General features: G+C 55.6%; 11 protein-coding genes. 3 read left to right on the forward strand and 8 right to left on the reverse strand.

Annotated elements, in window-relative coordinates:
- Positions 1–31: 31 nt before the first annotated feature.
- Genes KP80_RS12160 through KP80_RS12170 form a run of 3 tightly spaced genes read right to left on the reverse strand, consistent with a single transcriptional unit; the run spans position 32 to position 3,161 of the window.
- Positions 32–1,900, reverse strand: a complete 1,869-nt coding sequence (locus tag KP80_RS12160; protein WP_052283900.1) for an amidohydrolase — start codon at positions 1,898–1,900, stop codon at positions 32–34.
- A 20-nt stretch (positions 1,901–1,920) separates the two neighbouring features.
- On the reverse strand, positions 1,921–2,463 hold the full coding sequence (locus tag KP80_RS12165) for an antibiotic biosynthesis monooxygenase (protein WP_052283901.1): 543 nt from the start codon (positions 2,461–2,463) through the stop codon (positions 1,921–1,923).
- A gap of 56 nt (positions 2,464–2,519) precedes the next feature.
- Positions 2,520–3,161 carry a hydrolase gene (locus tag KP80_RS12170; RefSeq protein ID WP_052283902.1) on the reverse strand — a complete coding sequence of 214 codons (642 nt, stop codon included), beginning with the start codon at positions 3,159–3,161 and terminating at the stop codon, positions 2,520–2,522.
- Between the two features lie 272 nt (positions 3,162–3,433).
- On the opposite strand from KP80_RS12170, the gene KP80_RS12175 reads away from it, so the two are divergent.
- A complete protein-coding gene (locus KP80_RS12175; protein ID WP_052283903.1) occupies positions 3,434–4,336 on the forward strand; it encodes a LysR family transcriptional regulator in 903 nt (300 codons plus the stop codon).
- On the opposite strand, the gene malZ is transcribed toward KP80_RS12175, so the two are convergent.
- The 5 genes from malZ to phoB all read right to left on the reverse strand — a co-directional run bounded on the left by malZ (position 4,330) and on the right by phoB (position 11,534).
- Complete coding sequence (gene malZ / locus KP80_RS12180; protein WP_052283904.1) at positions 4,330–6,144, reverse strand: maltodextrin glucosidase; 1,815 nt, start codon at positions 6,142–6,144, stop codon at positions 4,330–4,332. The two genes, KP80_RS12175 and malZ, sit on opposite strands and share 7 nt — an antisense overlap.
- A gap of 159 nt (positions 6,145–6,303) precedes the next feature.
- Positions 6,304–7,656, reverse strand: a complete 1,353-nt coding sequence (gene proY / locus KP80_RS12185) for a proline-specific permease ProY (protein WP_052283905.1) — start codon at positions 7,654–7,656, stop codon at positions 6,304–6,306.
- Positions 7,657–7,796: 140 nt separating this feature from the next.
- On the reverse strand, positions 7,797–9,116 hold the full coding sequence (brnQ, locus tag KP80_RS12190; RefSeq protein ID WP_052283906.1) for a branched-chain amino acid transporter carrier protein BrnQ: 1,320 nt from the start codon (positions 9,114–9,116) through the stop codon (positions 7,797–7,799).
- Positions 9,117–9,527: 411 nt separating this feature from the next.
- Positions 9,528–10,823, reverse strand: a complete 1,296-nt coding sequence (gene phoR, locus KP80_RS12195) for a phosphate regulon sensor histidine kinase PhoR (protein WP_052283907.1) — start codon at positions 10,821–10,823, stop codon at positions 9,528–9,530.
- A gap of 21 nt (positions 10,824–10,844) precedes the next feature.
- Entirely contained in the window at positions 10,845–11,534 is a 690-nt protein-coding gene (gene phoB / locus KP80_RS12200) for a phosphate response regulator transcription factor PhoB (protein ID WP_052283908.1), read from the reverse strand.
- A gap of 190 nt (positions 11,535–11,724) precedes the next feature.
- On the opposite strand from phoB, the gene sbcD reads away from it, so the two are divergent.
- Together sbcD and sbcC are read left to right on the forward strand one after the other, a co-directional pair.
- Positions 11,725–12,927, forward strand: coding sequence for an exonuclease subunit SbcD (gene sbcD, locus KP80_RS12205; protein ID WP_052283909.1), 1,203 nt, complete (start codon positions 11,725–11,727; stop codon positions 12,925–12,927).
- On the forward strand, positions 12,924–16,064 hold the full coding sequence (gene sbcC / locus KP80_RS12210) for an exonuclease subunit SbcC (protein WP_052283910.1): 3,141 nt from the start codon (positions 12,924–12,926) through the stop codon (positions 16,062–16,064). The genes sbcD and sbcC overlap by 4 nt, the downstream gene beginning before the upstream one ends.
- The last annotated feature ends 68 nt before the right edge of the window (positions 16,065–16,132 follow it).

Consider the following 16,132-nt stretch of genomic DNA (forward strand, 5'->3'; position numbering starts at 1 on the left):
TAGGCCTGAGTTATCAGGCCTAGGCGTGACGTTAGAACGAGAAGCAAGAGCAGCCCAAAGCGCCCCAGAAAGCACGGTCATCGGAGACCGGAATACCAGATTGACGGGCGAGATCGTGCTGATGACCGTGCACCCCACAGCTGCCGCAGCACTGATGCATCTGTACCACGGCACCAATACGTTCGGTTCCCGGAGGGGCGGAGCGGTAATGCCCGGGCACTTTCACCACCGGTGACCAATCAGGGACAACAGGAATCGCCGGTGGCGCTAGCGGCGTGAAGTGCCCGGCGGCATAGACCACCTTACCGTCGACAATCGTCATCACCGACTCAATCCCTTTGATCTCTTCTTCCGGCACGTTGAAGTAGTCTTTCGACAGCACCACCAGGTCAGCAAGCTGATCCTGTTCGATACGCCCTTTCTTACCTTGTTCGCTAGAGAACCACGCGCTACCCGCAGTCCACAGCTCGAGGGCGACGTCGCGCGGCAGGCGATTTTCATCATCGTACATCGCCATTCCACCGACGGTACGGCCGGAAACCAGCCAGTACAACGCGGTCCACGGGTTGTAGCTCGCCACACGGGTGGCATCGGTACCCAGACCGACCGGCACATCCAGCTCCAGCATTTTCGCCACCGGCGGCGTATGTTTCACCGCGTCTTTACCGTAGCGGTCAACAAAGTATTCGCCCTGGAACGCCATTCGGTGCTGCACCGCAATGCCACCGCCCAGCGCCTTCACGCGCTCAATATTACGCTCGGTAATAGTTTCCGCGTGGTCAAAGAACCAGTGCAGCCCGTTAAACGGAATATCGCGGTTCACTTTTTCGAAGACATCCAGCATGCGGCTGATGGACTCATCGTAGGTGGCGTGCAGGCGGAACGGCCAGCGGTGCTCGACAAGATGACGTACCACACGCTCCAGTTCGTCTTCCATGCCCGGCGGCAGATCCGGACGCGGCTGGAGGAAATCTTCAAAATCGGCCGCCGAGAAGACCAGCATTTCACCCGCACCGTTGGCACGATAGAAATCGGTTCCCTGCCCCGGTTTGAGCATATCGGTCCAGCGTTCGAAATCTTCGACCTCATGCTGCGGACGCTGGGTAAACAGGTTATAGGCGATACGAATGGTCATCTGCTTATTGGCGTGCAGCTGCTCAATAATTTCGTAATCTTCCGGGTAGTTCTGGAAGCCGCCGCCGGCATCAATGGCGCTGGTCAGCCCCAGTCGGTTCAGCTCGCGCATAAACTGACGGGTTGAGTTCACCTGCATCTCCAGCGGCAGTTTTGGACCTTTGGCCAGCGTGGCGTAAAGGATCATGGCGTTCGGTTTGGCGATCAGCATCCCGGTCGGGTTACCGTTGTTATCGCGAACAATTTCGCCACCCGCAGGGGCCGGTGTCTCTTTGGTATAGCCAACCGCTTTCAGCGCCGCACGGTTAAGCAACGCGCGATCGTAGAGATGCAGCACGAATACAGGCGTATCGGGTGCGGCTTCATTCAGCTCTTCCAGCGTTGGCATACGGCGCTCGGCAAACTGGAATTCGCTCCAGCCGCCGACCACCCGCACCCACTGAGGGGACGGCGTACGATCGGCTTGATCTTTCAGCATACGCAGCGCGTCCGCCAGCGACGGAACGCCTTCCCAGCGCAGTTCAAGGTTGTAGTTCAATCCGCCGCGGATCAGGTGCAGGTGCGAGTCGTTGAGCCCGGGGATCACCGTATGGCCGTGCAGATCGATAATTTGCGTGCCTTCGTCCGCGTAGGACATCATCTGCGCATCGCTGCCGACGGCTAAGATCTTACCGTTAGCAATGGCGACAGCTTCCGCGCACGGCTGCTTAGCATCCAGAGTGTGGATTTGTCCCTGGGTTAAAATCAGTGTGGCTGTTTGTGGCATTACGTTCTCCTTATGCCGGTTCAGGCTTTTTTCAGCCAGCCGGCAAACAGACGGGTCACGATGGGCATCCAGAACCAGACCACCAGCGCAACCACGCAAGCATCATTGATAAAATGCAGCGACAGGGTTCCCTTCATCGACGGCAGTAGCGCGCCGGTAATGGCAGGCACCAGATTGGTACTGGGAAAAATCACCAGCAGCGTTATCAGGAACTGTTTCCAGCGCTTAGGTTGGCGCACATTCGCGGCGGGCGGCGTGAACCAAAATGCGGCTTCAGTGCGCACTTCGGTATGGTCACCTTCACCCAGCAGCGGTGAAATTTCATCCACCAACTTTTGCCGCACATCGGACTGCGTCCAGGCATAGAGGTGCTCAAGGGTGTCAAAGCGAATAATAATATTCCACGCCGTCTGCCCGTCGGCCGGGCGGATAACGTTCGCCCCAAGATGGCCGGGATAGCTGGCGGCAATCGGCATAATCTCGCCCAGCCAGGCTTCATAAAGCGCGACGTGTTCAGGTTGGATGGCGTGGGTAATGACCAGCGTGACATGCTTTTGCGTCATGGCGGAGGGTTCCTTGCTGTCGCAGGCTGGCGGGTTACCCCGCCAGCGTCCAGACGTTAGGCTTTACGTTCTGGTGCGCCGTGCACCATGGTATACGCGTAATCCACGCCCATGCCGTAGGCACCGCTGTGTTCGCGAACCAGATCCATTACCGCATCGTAGGTTTCTTTACGTGACCAATCGCGCTGGTACTCCAGCAGCACCTGCTGCCAAGTGACAGGTACCGCACCGGCCTGCACCATACGGTCAATGGAACGTTCGTGAGCATCGACGGAAGTCCCACCGGAGGTGTCGGTGACCACATACACTTCAAAGCCCTCTTCCAGCGCCATCAGCGCCGGGAAGGTCAGGCACACTTCCGTCCACAGGGCGGAAATAATCAATTTTTTACGCCCGGTTGCTTTCACTGCTTTAACAAAAGCAGCGTCTTCCCAGGAGTTCATTGAGGTACGCTCAATCGGCTTCACATCAGGGTGAACCGCTAATAATTCAGGCCAAATATAGCCACTGAAACTTTTTGTTTCGACAGAGGTATAAATCACTGGGACATTAAATATTTTCCCAGCCTTAGCCAGCGCAACGGTATTATTTTTGAGAGTCTGGCGGTCAATATTCGCCACACCAAAAGACATTTGTGGCTGATGATCAATAAAAATTAGCGCAGAGTTTTGAGGGTCAATCAGTTCCCGAATAGACATAACACACCTTCTCAATCAATAAGTTAAAAGAAAACGGTTTAAGCTGCCGTCAGTAGCAGGATCCTGAATCAGAAAGCTTGTTGAGTATAGCGGGAAATTTCTAACGAGTTATTAAAGAAAACTTACCATCCTGTGACAATAATAATTTCACCATGAGATATATCTCATGCAACATCAAAAAAATGCGCAGGTTAAATCTAATTTATTCACTGGCATTGTTTTTATGCATTCGGTACAACGTAGGGGTTAATTTTTCTGGATATTTTAAGCCTATGCGCATCAACCTGGACGTTTTACTTATTCTCGACGCTCTCGACAAGCACGGATCCTTTGCCGCCGCAGCCGAATCACTGTTTAAAACGCCTGCGGCACTGAGCTATATGATTCAGAAGCTCGAAAACGATCTGAGTATTGAGTTGCTCGATCGCTCGGGACATCGGGCAAAATTCACTGATACCGGGCGAATGATGCTGGAGAAGGGGCGTTTACTGCTCAATGCGGCAAAAGATCTGGAAAAACAGGCGGTACAGCTAAGCTCGGGCTGGGAAAAAGAGCTGGCGATTGCCCTTGATGACTCTTTCCCCTTTTCTGCTCTACTACCCAGCATTGAAGCGTTCTACGCGCTCAACATGCAAACGCGGCTGAACTTCACGCACCACACGCTGGCAGGGTCGTGGGAAGAGCTCACCCACAACGGCGCAGACATTATTCTCGGCGCCATCAACGAACCGCCAACCTCCGCCGCCTGGTCGTACAAGATGCTCGGCACGATGGATAATGTATTTGTCGTTGCCCCCAATCATCCGCTTGCCAGTGCACCGGAAGGGCTCACCAACGAACAGCTGTGCCTGCACCGGGCAATAGTCATCAGCGACAGCGCCAGATTTTGCCATCCTCTGCAAACCAACCTGATGGACGAGCAGCCGCAAATGCGCGTCGATGATTTCCAAAGCAAGGTCATGCTGCTACGTGCCGGGCTGGGCTGCGGTTTTCTCCCCCGCCATATTGCTAGCCCGTGGCTGGCAACCGGTGAACTGGTGGAGAAAACCGTTATCTCATTTCGGCAAAAAGATGTCGCCTACATGGCCTGGCGCAACGGCCAGGACGGGCTGGCGCAGCGCTGGTGGCGTGAAACACTGCTCGCCAGCGCCGACATCTCCCGCCTCTATCAGTGACCCACCCAGACCGTGGCGGAGATAGCGGGCAGTGCCAGTACATCATCTGTCACCTGTCCCGCGCCTTCTTTGCGCTGCCACTTAACGTTCAGCAGCGGCGATTCGGGCAGCACCACTTCGCAGGCCGCACGGCGATTAATCGCCACCATCACGCGCTCGGTGCCGAGTAAGCGCAGGAACACCACCACATCGCCTTCGGCATACAGCACTTCGCAGCCGCCGTGGCGCAGCGCAGGAGTAGAGTGACGTAAAGCCGCTAAGCGCTGATAAAGTCCCAGCAGTTCGCGGTCCTGCTGTTCTTCGTCCCACGGGAACGGCTTACGGCAAAACGGATCGTTATCCCCGTCCAGCCCCACTTCGTCGCCGTAATAAATACAGGGCACGCCTGGCCAGCTAAACAGCCAGACCACCGCCAGCGGTAGCCGCGCGACATCGCGGCCCAACAGCGATTTAAAGCGCGCGGTATCGTGGCTATCGAGCTGGTTAAACATCCGCAGCTGCTGCTGGTGCGACAGCCCGGCGCGATACTCTTCCATCCAGGCCATGCAGGTTTGCGCATCCATTTTTTGTGGATCGTAAGAAATATCGGTATTGGCGAGGAATCCCCACAGCGGGAAGGTAAAACCGCGGTAGTTCATGGCCGCATCTTCCGCATCCTGCTGGAGCCACTGACGCGCATCGCCAAAATGCTCACCCAGCACATAAGCATCCGGCCGGGCGGTTTTCGCCGCCTGCGTGATACCCGCAACGTGCTTAAGATTATTCTTCGCGCCCCCCGCCTCCCCCAGCATATGCACCACGTCCAGCCGCCAGCCGTCCATATTCCACGGAGCTTGCAGCCAATGACGAACAATGCTGTCTTCACCCGCATAGATTTCGTTTATTAACGCCTCGGAGCGATAGTCGAGCTTCGGCAGGCTGGCGTAGCCCAGCCAATCCAGCGCTTTTCCATCGTCCGAGAAGCTGTAGCGATCGCGCCACGGTGAGCCAGGATGATGGCAGGCGCCTTCATTGCCGCGATGATGACGATCAAACCAGGCATGGGTATCACCGCTATGGTTAAAGACGCCGTCGAGCACCATGCGCATCCCTTCGCGCTGAGTGTTGTGACGCAGGCGCAGTAGCGCTTCATTACCACCAAATTGCGGATCGACCTGACGGTAATCTTCGGTATCGTATTTATGCACGCTTGGGGCGGTAAACACCGGGTTCAGGTACAGCGCGGTCACGCCCAGTTTTTTCAAATACGGCAGCCTCGCGCTAATTCCATCGAGATCGCCGCCGTAGAAAGTGGAGCCACCCGCGTCGGCAGTCAGCGGTTCATTCCAATCGCGCAGGACAATATCGTGCCCAGCCGCGTGATGATGGTAGACGTTATCCTGCTGTTCCGAACGCGATGCGCTACGCGCAAAACGGTCGGGGAAAATCTGATAGAAAATTTGATCGGCGACCCACTGCGGGCCAACATCCGGGCTGTCATAAGCAAACAGTTCCAGTTTGGCCGGTGGAATTTCGCTGAGTCCTTTGGGCGCAAACCACCGCTGGCGGTCGTCCCACAGCAGCTTAAAGCCATAGCGGCGGCGAGGCTGTCCTTCATGTAGCGTGATTTCACCACGCCACTGCACCACATCAGGTGCAGGCGCTTTGCTGCTACGACGCATTGGCAGCGCCAGCTCTTCGTTATCCACTTCCGTACGCATCGTGACCCGCTTCGGCAGGTCATCACCGCGTAACCAAAGGGTGATTATCAGTTTATCCTGCTGCTGTTTTACAAAGGGAGCAACAGGCAGGTGCCAGGCGTTCAACATCGTCTATCCCCTATTTTCAAAATGTGCCCACCTTGCCATACGTCCATTTCACCCTACTCATCTTTTGCGCTTTTTTATAGGGAGGAGGACGGGGGCGCAGATTTCAGGCATAAAAAAACCCGGCGCTAAAGCCGGGCTCTCTGAATAACCGTAGGAAAATTAACGACTGCGGCGCGTTTTAAACATCCAGCCCACCAGCAACAGCAGGATCCACGCGAAGCCCACGTACAGTGAGATACGGGTATCCGGGTGATAGCCAATCAAGCCGATAATAAAGACCAGGAAGATAAGACCGACAACGGTGGTTGTCACGCCGCCAGGCACTTTGAACTTCAGCGCTTTCACTTCATCAGCCGACAGGCGGCGACGGAAGGCGACCTGAGACAGCAGGATCATAATCCACACCCACACCGTAGCGAAAGTCGCCAGCGAAGCAATCACCAGGAAGACGTTTTCCGGCATGATGTAGTTGAGATACACCGCAAACAGCAGAGCAATCGTCATCACCATCACCGTTACCCACGGAATCCCGCGGCGTGAGGTTTTGGCGAAGAACTTAGGCGCGCTGCCCTGCTCGGCCATACCGTGCAGCATACGACCCACGCCGAAAACATCGGAGTTAATCGCCGATAAAGAGGCGGTCAGCACCACGAAGTTAAGAATGCTGGCAGCAAAAGTGATGCCGAGATGCTGGAAGGTCAGCACGAACGGACTGCCATCAGTACCCACCTGGTTCCACGGATAAATCGACATAATCACGAACAGCGTACCGACGTAAAACACCAGAATACGCATCGGTACGGAGTTAATCGCGCGCGGAATAGATTCTTCAGGGTTCTTCGCTTCACCGGCGGTGATGCCGATGATTTCAATGCCGCCGTAGGCAAACATGACCATCTGCAAGGACATCACCATACCGAGCCAGCCGTTACTAAAGAAGCCGCCGTTACTCCACAGGTTATGAATCCCCGTCGGTTGCCCGCCGTTGCCAATACCCCAAATAATGATGCCAAAGCCCGCTACAATCATGATGATGATGGTGGCAACTTTGAAGAAGGAGAACCAGAACTCCAGCTCGCCGAACACCTTGACGCTCATCAGGTTGATGGCGCAGATAATCAGCACCACGCTGAGCACCCATATCCAGTGCGGCACCGCCGGGAACCAGACGCCCATATAGATGCCAAAGGCGGTAACGTCGGCGATAGCGACGATCAGGATTTCAAAGCAGTAAGTCCAGCCGGTGATATAGCCCGCCAGCGGCCCGAGGTTTTCCTGAGCGTAGCGAGAGAAGGAGCTGGCAGACGGGTTGTGCACAGACATTTCGCCTAGCGCACGCATAATAATGTAAGCGGCCACACCGCCGATAATATAGGCCAGCAACACGCTTGGCCCAGCCATCTTAATGGCGTCAGCAGAACCGTAAAACAGCCCCGTACCAATTGCCGACCCGAGGGCCATAAAGCGAATGTGCCGGGTGCTTAGCCCGCGCTTCAGCTTGTTGTTTTCCATCGTTTCTCAGTGCCATGTCAGACCCATCATCCCCACGCCGCCGACAAAAGCAGCCTGAAAGACTTAGGTTAAAGTACCCAAAATAAAAAACCACGGAACATCACGTTCCGTGGTTGAACACCGTTAAAGCGCCGTGCGAATTAATGCGCGCTAGATGTTACCTGACGCCCTGCCATACGATCCCAGACAATGGCCAGAACCGCCATAACAACCGTCGGCATCAGCCATGCCAGACCCTGCTCCGCCATCGGTAAGCGGGCAGTCCAACCCGGCAGTACATCAGCGAAAGCAGAAGCTTTGATACCGTCAAGGATACCAAAAATCAGGCTAATAAACATCGGTGGTGCAATCACGCGGCCGGAATTATGCCACCAATTGCGCGTAAAGCTGAGTACGACAAGTGCGATACATGGCGGATAGATAGCCGTCAGCACCGGAATGGAAATTTGAATCAGATGGCTCAGCCCCAGGTTCGAGACAGCCATAGAGAACAGGCCCAGAATGAACACCAGCGTACGGTAGGAGAACGGCAGATACTGCGCGAAGAACTCGGCACAAGCACAGGTCAGGCCCACCGCCGTCACCAGACAAGCGATAAAGATAAGCGCCGCCAGCATGAAGCTGCCCGCACCACCAAAGGTGTGCTGAACGTAAGCGTGCAGAATCGCCGCACCGTTTGCGCTTTGATCAACCAGCGTCGCGCTGTCTGAACCCAGACGGAACAGCGCCAGATACAGCAGCGTCAAGCCAACGCCCGCCATCAGGCCAGCCCAAATGGTGTAGCGGGTCAGCAGGCGCGCTTCGGTCACGCCACGGGAACGGGCGGCGTTAACAATAACAATACCGAAGACCATCGCGCCCATGGTGTCCATAGTCAGATAGCCATTGACGAAACCGTTAGAGAATGCAGCAGTTTCATACGCTTCCATGGCATGGCTGATTGGGCCAGCAGGCCAAATAATTGCCGCAACGGCAAGCACAATCAGCGCCAGAATTTTCAGCGGAGCCAGGAAGTTACCCACGGTATCCAGCAGTTTGCCCGGATAGAGCGACACCAGAATAACCAGCGCGAAATAGACAAGGCTGTAAATAAACAGCGGCAGTTCACCGTTACCGGTCAGCGGCGCGATACCAATTTCAAACGACACTGTCGCGGTACGCGGGGTAGCGAAAAGTGGGCCCACAGCGAGGTAGCACACGGTCGCCAGCAGAACGCCAGCCACTTTACCAATCGGGGTGCTCAGGCTATCGACGCCGCCACCGACCTTCGCCAGTGCGACTACGGTTAGCACCGGCAGACCGACAGCAGTAATCAGGAAGCCAATAGCCGCGGTCCAGACGTGAGGACCGGCCTGCAAACCAACCATAGGTGGAAAAATGATGTTGCCTGCGCCAACAAACAACGCAAAGGTCATAAAGCCCAGAGCGATGATGTCACGCGATTTCAATTGATGGGTCATATGTAACTACTGCCTGTGGGTGTGGTGTTGTAAAACATAAATTTATCGTGCCAGCGCCTGTGGAATGATGCAGAGGAAACCAGCAACAAACTCAGCGGGATATGCTCCCTTCGCGGTGTAGAGAAGAATAGTTTTTTGATTTACCGCGAATAAGCAGTCTGATTACGGCTGCTTGGGGGCCAATTTAAACGCTTATAACGTTTTAAAGCAACACGGGATCGCAAAACCAGATGATTATATTGATAGTGAATTTATACATAGAGTTATTAACTGGATTTAGGAAAAACACCCGGCTAATCATGCGAACAAAAAACAACCAGACGTTCGTTAATCACGCAGCGTTTCATTGACTGCAAAGCAAACAGACCAGCCGAAGCTGGTCTGTGGAAAGTTAAACTGACAAGCTGGCGATCAGCCGTCGTTTTTGGCAATTAAACGTTCCGGCAGTAGGAAACTAAAGCAGGAGCCTTTGCCCAGCGTACTGGTAATTTCCAATCGACTGTCGTGATGATTCACCGCATGTTTAACAATCGCCAGCCCCAAACCGCTACCGCCCGTCTGTCTTGAACGAGCCTTATCCACCCGATAGAAACGCTCGGTCAACCTTGGCAGATGCTCAGGGGCAATGCCCGGGCCATTATCCTCGACGCTAAACAGTGCCCCGTGTGGCGCATGCTGCCAGCGAACGGTGATAAGCGTCCCTTCCGGCGTATGATTCACCGCGTTATAGACCAGGTTCGACATCGCGCTCCGTAGCTGATCTTCATTGCCTAACACTTTGAGATTCTGATCAATTTCAAAATGGAACTGATGTTTGTTGTGGCTCAGCGTTTGCGCTTCGCGCTCGACCACCCGCAGCATCAACGGTACATCGATTTTTTCATTGAGCGACAGCACCGGCGAGGCTTCGATTTTCGACAATGTCAGCAACTGTTTAACTAGCCCTTCCATACGCTGGGTTTGTTCACGCATGGTATGCAGCGCCTTCTCGCGCGGCATTCCTTCCAGAACCTGCTCCTGCATCATTTCCAGGTAGCCTTGCAGCACGGTTAACGGCGTGCGCAGCTCATGGCTGACGTTTGCGAAGAAGTTACGGCGTGCCCCTTCCAGCTGGTGCATCTGCGTGACATCGCGCGCCACCATCAGCAGCTGCCGGTCGGTATATGGCATGACGCGTATTTCCAGATGACGTCCGCTGTTAAGCACCAGGTGCAGCGGTTTGAGAAATTCACGTTTTTTGAGGTGTTGGGTAAATTCGGGATAACGCAGCAGGTTGAGAATATTTTGCCCGCTATCGTCGGGCCAGCGCAGCCCCAGCATTTGCTGGGCCAGGCCATTACACCAGAAAATGGCCCCCTCTTCCGTGGTCAATACCACCGCATCCGGCAGTGATTCTGCGCCGCTGCGAAAGCGTTTGATTAGGCCACCCAGTTCACGACGGCGCTTTTTATTACGCAGCTGCATCTGGTTTAGCCCATACAGCAAAGGCTCCCAGCTACCGCGTCCTGGCGGCGGCGTCATACTTCTATCAACCCACAACCACCAGGAAAGCCGCAGTAAATTCCAGAAATGCCAGACCAGCAACCCGGTCACTGCCGCCAGTAAAAACCACGGCAGATGACCGAACACCATTCCCAGCACCACGGCCGGGAGACAACATAACAGCAGCTCCAGGGCCAGCCTTTTCCATGACAGCCGTTCCAGCACGGGTCACACTCCTGTCAAAAATTAAAAACGGGCGGAAAAACGATAACCCGTGCCGCGAACGGTTTGCACCATGCGGTCATGACCACTGTGTTCCAGCGCTTTGCGTAGGCGACGAATATGCACGTCAACGGTACGATCTTCAACATAGACGTTGGTTCCCCACACGTGGTTTAGCAGCTGTTCGCGGCTATAAACGCGCTCCGGGTGCGTCATAAAGAAGTGCAGCAGTTTAAATTCGGTAGGCCCCATATCCAATGGGTTTTCACCGGTCATGACTCGGTGGGAGGTCGGATCAAGGCTCAGTCCTTGCATCTCAATCACCTCTTCCACCGCCATCGGTGAAATACGGCGCATCACCGCTTTGATACGGGCGACCAGCTCTTTCGGTGAAAATGGTTTGGTGATGTAATCATCCGCGCCGGTTTCGAGGCCACGGACGCGATCTTCCTCTTCCCCGCGTGCCGTCAGCATCATCACCGGTATGTCACGGGTGAGCGCTTCACGTTTAATATGCTTAATAAATTGCAGCCCAGATCCACCCGGTAACATCCAGTCGAGCAAAATCAGGTCAGGCCAGGGTTCATTCAACTTGCTGATAGCGCTATCGTAATCTTCCGCTTCCACCGGCTGAAAACCGTTTTGTTCCAGCACGAAACACACCATCTCGCGGATTGGCGCTTCATCTTCAACGACCAGAATACGTCTTGCCATTATTTGCCCTGTTTTAGACATCAGTATTATATACGGCGCCATTATGCGTCAGATTTATGACAGATTTATGAAAAACATGACCGTCAGATGATCGCGTTTTAACGTTTATGACACAAGGCGATTTCGCGCATCGACCCCGGCCCAGGTGAATGTTTATAATCACCTTTACGTTTTCTTTTACGGAACCGCTATGCGCATTATCCATACATCGGACTGGCACCTTGGCCAGAACTTTTACAGCAAGAGCCGTGCCGCCGAACATGACGCCTTTCTGCACTGGCTGTTGACCACCGCTGAAACGGAAAAGGTCGATGCCATTATTGTCGCAGGCGATATCTTCGATACCGGTTCGCCGCCGAGCTATGCGCGCGAGCTGTACAACCGATTTGTGGTTAATCTGCAACAAACCGGTTGCCATCTGGTGGTGCTGGCGGGCAACCATGATTCGGTCGCCACGCTAAACGAGTCACGCGATATTCTGTCGTTTCTTAATACCACGGTGATTGCCAGCGCCGGCCACGCGCCGTTTATCCTCAACCAGCGCGATGGCACACCCGGCGCAGTATTCTGCCCGGTGCCTTTCCTGCGGCCGCGCGACATTATTACCAGCCAGGCAGGGCTTTCCGGCAGCGAAAAACAACGCCAGGTGCTGGAAAGCATCACCGACTACTATCAGCAGCAGTACCAGCAGGCCTGCGAACTGCGCGCCGACCAAGCGCTGCCCATTATCGCCAGCGGCCATCTGACCACCGTCGGTGCCAGCAAAAGTGACGCGGTACGCGACATTTATATTGGCACACTGGACGCATTTCCGGCACAAAACTTCCCGCCCGCCGACTATATTGCGCTGGGACATATCCACCGGGCGCAGAAAATCGGCGGCAGCGAACATATCCGCTACAGCGGCTCACCTATCGCCCTGAGCTTTGATGAAACCGGCAAGAGCAAAAGCGTTAACCTGGTGACATTTACCGACGGCAAGCTGGATGACGTCGCGCCGCTCGTTGTGCCGATAACCCAGCCGCTGGCGGTGATTAAAGGCGACTTTGACAGTATCAGCGCGCAGTTAGCCGAATGGCGCGACGCGGATGCGGAACCCGCGACGTGGGTCGATATTGAGATGACCAGCGACGAATACCTGCACGATATCCAGCGCAAAATTCAAGTCATCACTGACGATCTGCCGGTAGAGGTGCTGCTGGTGCGCCGTAGCCGCGAACAGCGCCAGCGTATTCTGGCAAGCCTCGAACGCGAAACCTTAAGCGAACTGAGTGTCGAAGAGGTTTTCCATCGTCGCCTCGCACTGGAAACGCTAGAAGAGCCGCAGCAACAACGCTTAGAAACGCTGTTTAATGAAACGCTACACGGCCTTGGCGAGGAGCAACAGCCATGAAAATTCTCAGCCTGCGCCTGAAAAACCTCAACTCGCTCAAAGGCGAGTGGAAAATCGATTTTACCCAGGAACCGTTTGCCAGCAACGGCCTGTTTGCCATTACCGGCCCGACCGGCGCGGGAAAAACGACGCTGCTGGACGCCATTTGTCTGGCGCTGTACCACGAGACGCCGCGCCTTAATACGGTCTCTCAATCGCAAAATGACCTGATGACGCGCGATACCGCCGAGTGTCTGGCAGAGGTTGAATTTGAAGTTCAGGGCGTGGCCTACCGCGCTTTCTGGAGCCAGAACCGCGCGCGTAATCAACCGGACGGCAATCTACAGGCGCCGCGCGTGGAGCTGGCCCGCTGCGCCGACGGGCAGATTCTGGCTGACAAAGTCAAAGATAAGCTGGAGATGACCGCCGCCCTCAGCGGGCTGGACTATGGCCGCTTTACCCGCTCGATGCTGCTCTCGCAGGGCCAGTTCGCGGCCTTCCTCAACGCCAAGCCGAAAGAACGCGCTGAACTGCTTGAAGAGCTGACCGGCACCGAGATTTACGGCCAGATCTCCGCTCAGGTATTTGAAAAACATAAACATGCGCGTGGCGAGCTGGACAAACTACAGGCCCAGGCCAGCGGCGTGGTGCTGTTAAGCGAAGAGCAGCAGCAGACGCTGCTGCAAAGTTTGCAGGTGCTTACTTCCGACGAGCAACAGTGGCAGCAGCAGCAGGCTCTCACGACACAGCATCAGCAGTGGCTGGCGCGTCAAGCCGAGCTGGAACAGGATAATCAGAAGAATCAACAGGCGTTGAGCGACGCCGAGCAGGCGCTGGCTACCGCCCAGCCGCAGCTTGCGGCACTCAGCCGCGCGCAGCCCGCCGAAGCGCTGCGTCCACGCTGGATGCAAATGCAGGAACAGACGGCCACTGTCGCCAAAACCCACCAGCTTGCTATGCAAGTGAATACTCGCTTACATGAAACCAGCACCCTGCGCGACCGCATCCGCTACACCGCTGAACGCCAGGCTGCCGCGTTGCTGCAAACACAGGCCGAACGACAGCAATGGTTGCAGAAACATGAACACATCCAGCGCTGGCAGGGTGAACTCACCGGCTGGCGCAGTGCGTTTGCCCAGCAGGCTCGCGACCGCGCGCAGCTACAAACGCAGCAACAACGCCTGATCGAGCAGGAAAAGCAGCTTGCCCAGCTTCCCGCCGTCACGCTTACCCTGACAGCAGACGAAGTGGCGGCGCAGATTGCCCACCACGCGGCGACGCGCCCGCTACGCCAGCAGCTCAGCAGCTTACACGCGCGCTTTGTCCCACTGCAAAGCCGTCGCCAGCAGCTGATTGATGCCGGGCAGCAGCGCCAGCAGCAGTTGGAAAAAATCACGGCCGAGTTAACCCAACTGCGCCAGGTGTATAAAGACAAAAAGCAGCAGTTGCAAGATGTGAAAGCTCTTTGCGAGCTGGAAGCCACTATCGTGCGGCTGGAAGCCGAGCGCGCACGTTTGCAGCCCGGTGCCGCATGCCCGCTATGCGGTTCAACCGATCACCCGGCGCTGGCGGAGTATCAGTCGCTGGTTCCCGACGCCAACAAAGCCCGCCGCGATGCACTGGAAAAAGAGGTGAACCGTCTGGCAGAAGATGGCGCCACCCTGCGCGGCCAACAAGAGGCGCTGCAAAAACAGCAGCAGAAAGAAAGCGACGAGCTAGCAACGCTTTCTCAGCAGGAGCAAGCACTTACATCACAGTGGCAGGAAGTCACGCAGCATTTGGCAATTTCGCTGCAGCCCGCCGATGACATTAGCCGCTGGCTTGCCGAACAGGACGAAGCCGAACAACAGCGCTACCAATACAGCCAGCGCCTGACGTTTGAAGGGCAAATCCGCGAGCTTCAGGCGCAGAACGCCCACATGAATGAAGAGTTGAAGCTGCGCGATGATACGCTTGCTCAAGCGCTCACGGCATACGGACTGATGCCACCGGCCACCGGTGAAGAAGCACAGTGGCTGACGGCACGTGAAGCACAAACCGAGGCCTGGCAGCACCAGCAAAGAGAGAGCCAGCACACGCAGCAACAGCTGGCGCAGATCCAGCCGCTGCTGGAAGCGCTGCCGTCTGCACAAGGTCCCGACGATGGCAGCAGCGTAAGCCTCGACGGCTGGCAGCAGGTGCACAACGACTGCGTCGCACTGGAGAGCCAACTACACACGCTGCAACAGCAAGAAATCCAGGAGCAACAGCGGCTTCAGCAGGCAGAGCAGCTTTTCAACCAGGCGCTTGCTGAGTCGCACTTTACCGACGTTGATGATTTCCTGGCCGCACTCCTCGACGCCAGTGAACGCCAACGGCTGGAGCAGCTTAAACAGACGCTGGAAACCCAACATCAGCAGCGCCAGACGCTGGTTACCCAAGTTCAGGAAACCCTGAAAAAGCACCTGACGTTGCGCCCGGAAACGCTAACGCCCGAACTTACTCTCGCGGATACCCAGGCTCAGCTTCAGCTGTTAGCCCAGCAGCTGCGCGAAAACGGCCAGCGCCAGGGCGAACTTCGCCAGCAGTTGAAGCAGGACGAAATTAATCGTCAGCAGCAGCAGTCTCTGTTCCTTGAGATAGAAAAAGCCAACGCTACGCTTGAGGACTGGGCGCATCTCAACGCGCTGATCGGTTCAAAAGAGGGTGATAAGTTCCGCAAATTTGCCCAGGGCCTGACGCTGGATAATCTGGTGTGGCTGGCCAACGAACAGCTGAGTCGCTTACACGGCCGCTATTTACTTCAGCGTAAAGCCAGCGATGCGCTGGAACTGGAAGTCGTCGATACCTGGCAGGCCGATGCGGTGCGCGATACTCGCACCCTCTCTGGTGGTGAAAGTTTCCTCGTCAGCCTCGCGCTGGCGCTGGCGCTTTCGGATCTGGTCAGCCATAAAACCCGTATCGACTCACTGTTCCTCGATGAAGGTTTTGGCACGCTGGATAGCGAAACGCTGGATACCGCCCTCGATGCGCTGGATACGCTCAACGCCAGCGGCAAAATCATTGGTGTGATAAGCCACGTCGAAGCCATGAAAGAACGCATTCCAGTACAGATTAAGGTCAAGAAGATCAATGGGCTGGGATATAGCCGCCTGGATAAGGCGTTTGCCGTCGAGTAAAGAAACCTCCGGTGAAAACCGGAGGCTGTCTGACAGATTTGCCGGATGAGGGGTTATCTCATCCGGCG

Source organism: Kluyvera genomosp. 1 (genome assembly GCF_001266615.1).
In the GTDB taxonomy this organism is placed as follows: domain Bacteria; phylum Pseudomonadota; class Gammaproteobacteria; order Enterobacterales; family Enterobacteriaceae; genus Kluyvera; species Kluyvera cryocrescens_A.